The organism is Methanocalculus sp. (genome assembly GCF_029762515.1).
In the GTDB taxonomy this organism is placed as follows: domain Archaea; phylum Halobacteriota; class Methanomicrobia; order Methanomicrobiales; family Methanocorpusculaceae; genus Methanocalculus.
On sequence record NZ_JARVGN010000194.1, the window covers coordinates 1 to 4,204 of the forward strand.

General features: G+C 52.3%; 5 protein-coding genes. All 5 read left to right on the forward strand.

Annotated features, from left to right (window positions below; genetic code table 11):
• The coding region (locus tag QCH34_RS07770; RefSeq protein WP_300332513.1) for an AMP-binding protein at nt 1-1,529 on the forward strand (1,529 nt) is incomplete at its 5' end.
• Between the two features lie 283 nt (nt 1,530-1,812).
• Entirely contained in the window at nt 1,813-2,757 is a 945-nt protein-coding gene (locus tag QCH34_RS07775) for an aldolase (protein WP_300332515.1), read from the forward strand.
• Between the two features lie 69 nt (nt 2,758-2,826).
• A complete protein-coding gene (locus QCH34_RS07780; RefSeq protein WP_300332518.1) occupies nt 2,827-3,294 on the forward strand; it encodes a hypothetical protein in 468 nt (155 codons plus the stop codon).
• A gap of 40 nt (nt 3,295-3,334) precedes the next feature.
• A complete protein-coding gene (locus QCH34_RS07785) occupies nt 3,335-3,532 on the forward strand; it encodes a hypothetical protein (RefSeq protein WP_300332520.1) in 198 nt (65 codons plus the stop codon).
• A 20-nt stretch (nt 3,533-3,552) separates the two neighbouring features.
• Complete coding sequence (locus tag QCH34_RS07790) at nt 3,553-4,074, forward strand: YIP1 family protein (protein ID WP_300332523.1); 522 nt, start codon at nt 3,553-3,555, stop codon at nt 4,072-4,074.
• Nucleotides 4,075-4,204: the final 130 nt, after the last annotated feature.

The window sequence follows — 4,204 nt, forward strand, 5'->3', positions numbered from 1 at the left end:
TTGCCCGCGGCCTGATGGCCCTTGGGGTGGAGCGCGGGAACCGTGTGGCGATCTGGTCGCTCAATTATGCGGAATGGGTAGTAGTCCAGTTCGCAACCGCCAAGATCGGCGCAATCATGGTGAACATCAACCCGGCATACCGGACCTATGAGCTTGAGTATGCCCTGAAACAGTCCGAGGTGCAGACCCTGATCATCCAGGGGCAGTTCAAGACCTCGGATTATATCGGGATGTTCTATGAGGCATGCCCTGAGGCGGCATCGTCGCGGCCGGGCCGGATCAACTCGGATACCTTCCCGTACCTGAAGAATGTGATCTTCCTTGGAGATGAGCCAAAGGATGGGATGTTCCTCTGGAAGGAGATTCATGAGATGGCAGAGGATATCTCACCCGGAGAGCTGAAGGAGCGGGAAGAGATCTTAGAGTTTGATGATCCGATCAATATCCAGTACACTTCAGGAACAACCGGGTACCCGAAGGGGGTCGTCCTCTCCCATCACAGCATCTTAAATAACGGGTTTGTGATCGGGGAGGGGATGCGGTTTTCCGAGAAGGATCGGCTCTGTATCCCGGTGCCGTTCTACCATTGCTTTGGGATGGTCCTCTCAAACCTCGCCTGCGTCACCCATGGCTCGACGATGGTGCTCCCGGCCCCGGTCTTCAATGCCGAGGCGGTGCTGAAGGCTGTCCAGGATGAGCGGTGCACCGCTCTCCACGGTGTCCCGACGATGTTCATCGCGGAACTCTCACTCCCTGACTTTGATTCGTACAGGCTTGATTCTCTCCGTACCGGGATCATGGCCGGTTCGCCCTGCCCGATCGAGGTGATGAAGGAGGTGAATACCCGGATGAATATGTCCGAGATCGTCATCGTCTATGGCCAGACCGAGACCTCTCCCGGTGTGACGATGTCCACCGTCGATGATCCGCTTGTCAGGCGGGTCTCGACTGTTGGCAGGGTGATGCCCCATACCGAGCTGAAGATCGTCGATCCGCAGACACGGCGGCTTGTGCCCCGCGGTGAGCCGGGAGAGATCTGTGCACGCGGCTACATGGTGATGAAGTGCTATTACAATAATCCAAGCGCCACCCACTCCACCATCGATCCGAATGGCTGGAACCATACCGGGGATCTCGGCGTTATGGATGAGGAAGGGTACATCCGGATCGTCGGCCGCCTGAAGGAGATGGTGATCCGGGGCGGAGAGAATATCTATCCTCGTGAGATTGAGGAGTTCCTCCACCACCACCCAAAGATTGCCGATGCCTACATCATCGGTGTTCCTGATATCAAATACGGCGAGGAATTGATGGCCTGGGTGAAGGTCGAGAACGGTGACACCCTCACTGAGGAGGATATCCGGTCGTTCTGCAAAGGCAAAATTGCCCATTACAAGGTGCCGAGGTACTACAAGTTCGTCGACAGCTTCCCGATGACGATCTCAGGCAAGATCCAGAAGTTCAAGATGCGGCAGCAGGCTGTTGAGGAACTCGGCCTCCAGGATGCCGAGAAGGTCGAGACGGCCTGAGGCTGATCTCTTCGTCTCCCCTCCCACCTCTCTATTTAGATTGTATATTCCCTAAAATATTCTGCTCTTAACGGCTCTTTCATGTTTTTCTGCCTTTAACATCTGTTAATATCCCGGATAGGGTGTATCCTCTCCCGCTCTCTCACTCCGGGTATTCCTGGGTCTCTCCCCTTCATTCTGTGTCTTGTTTTTTAGGGGATGAATGACTGGTAATGTTAGTGAATAGTGTCTATTCCCTTGGTGGGGGGAGATTCATATCAATTGAGGGCTCAACTACCTCATCATGGGGTATGATATTGTTCTGATTGATTCGGCTGAGAAGGATTCTTTGTTAGCTGCTTTGAACCACTCAAAGCTCTATGAAGTCCGGTCTGAGATCTATGGCTGCTGTATCAAGCTGCTCACCGATTCCAATGCGGTAAGGCTTCGGTTTTCAGAGAACTTCTTCTTTGCATCGCAGTCGATCCGATCGCACGGGCGGCTCTTTGTCCTGCATAATGCGGCATTTCCCGAAAATGCGGTGCGGTACGATCCAATCTCAAAGACTGTGTTCCTCTTCAACATGACCTATTACGGGTGGATCAAGTCAATAGCTCTTGCACTGGCAGGGGATATCCTGGAGGACGGCCACGGGATCGCCTCCTGCCATGGCGCCTGCCTTGATCGCAGGGGAGAAGGGTTTGCGATTGTAGGAACATCCGGTGCCGGGAAGACGACCCAGACGTATGGGTTCCTCCTCGATCCGGCGATCCGGGCGATTGCCGATGACTGGTTCTTCTTCAGGATCTTCGGCGATGAGGCGCTTGCGTACTCGAGTGAGAAGAACTTCTATATCCGATCAGATCTCGCCGCTGCCTGGCCCGAATTTGCCCCGCTCCTGGAACGGTCCGACTATGATGCTGAGGGCCGGGCGGTTGTGGATCTCCGGTGGGCGATTGGGAAGGGTCGGATCTTTCCACTGACAACACTCCGTCGTATCCTTGTGCTGACACCTGATGCCGAGGGGGTCAGGCGGCTTTCTACCGAAGAAGCGCTCTTTCTGCTGGAGACGAACTCTTATTTCAACCCCCACCTGCTGGTGAAGAGCGGATACAAGGCACAGCTCCGGCAGCAGTACTACCGGCAGCTCCTCGAACGTGTGGAGGTGCTGCTGGTCGGGAGGAAGGGAACGCCTGTTGAGACCCTCGCGGTGCTTGAGGAGATTATCGAAGGGAAATATACAGTTTGATGATTGGGACAGAACGTATAATAGAGATCAAATCAAGGCTTTAGTATATGATCTCTACGAGGGATGCAGATGCCTGATTCCAATCAGGTTGCTCCCGTTGATGGAAGAGAGGAAACACAGAATCCGGAGAGGAGGGTTGCTCTCCTTTATGGAGGTTTCCTCGTTGGATTTCTGGTGCTGGTTCTGATCCTCTTCAATACGATCTTTACTTTTCATGGTCCTTACGCGGTACTCTCGCCCGGATCGTTTGTCCAATGGCTTTTATTAGGTACTATTCCGTTTATTGTCGGGTTCTTCGGCATTCTTAATATGAGGCGGGAGGATATCTTTGGCCGCCCGGTCTATAATGAAACACTCCTGAAGAGCGGGTTTTTCGGTTATCTTATCTGGTCTGTCTTCCTCGCAGGAACGTTTCTTCTCCAGCTGGATTTTGGCTGGCTGATGGAGGGTGTAATCCCAAACATTCTCGGTTTTATCCTGATCTTCAGCATATACGGACTCTGGAGATTAAAGGATTCACAGGAGAGGAAAGAATGATGGGGGTCTTTCGCATTAAGTGGTACATTGGAGGTATTCCATGGATCGTAAGCGTCTGATCATGTTTCTCAAAATCCTGGCGTTCCTGTTGATTCTGGGAGTCATTTATATTCTCATTGGGATTTGGGAGGAAGGTGCAAAGCCGGGTTTTGCAGGGATGATGTTTTATGTGGGTGTCCTGTTTGGCATGGCTGGCATGTACATGGCAATGAAGCTTGAATCGAACCTGAAGTCCTGAGCATATTTTTGGAGCACTCGATGTCATCAAAAACCATATTCAACACCATACTCCGTTCATTTCAGCAGATTGAACAGAAACCCCTGCGGGATGATCTCCTCCTGTACTTTGGGATTGTGATCCTCGTCTACTGCGCATCATTTTTGATGATGCTTCATGAAGGGGATGCCGGTGGCTTCCTCTTTCTTCTTCCCTTCATCATTGTAATAGCAGGGGGGCTTCTCACCGGGGCAGTTCTCCTGCTTGGAACGAGCCTTATCGAGCACTTCTTCCTGCTCTTTGTTGATGTCAGAAAAAGCTTTGAGATGACAATGAAAACCGCTGTCTATGCTCTTGTGGTTGCAATCCCGCTGGCATGGGCGGCTCTTCTCATCCCGAATATCGCTTTTACGGCTCTTCTGATCATCACATTCGTCATCCTGACATTCTGTGGCATCCGGGTCTTCCATTCTCTCTCAATCGACCGGGCGGCCTTTGTCTCGCTTGCAACGGGAGCTGTGCTGTTCTTCTTCTCATACCGTTGGCTGATCGGACAGGGGTGATTGGAATGGCCTATCGTCTTCTTCTTGCAATCGCCGCGATTCTCCTCTCTCCTTTTCTGTTCTATCGAATCTTCGGTATGGTTGTGCAGGTTCGTTCCCGGCAGATTGTGTACGTATCCGTTCTTCTTCT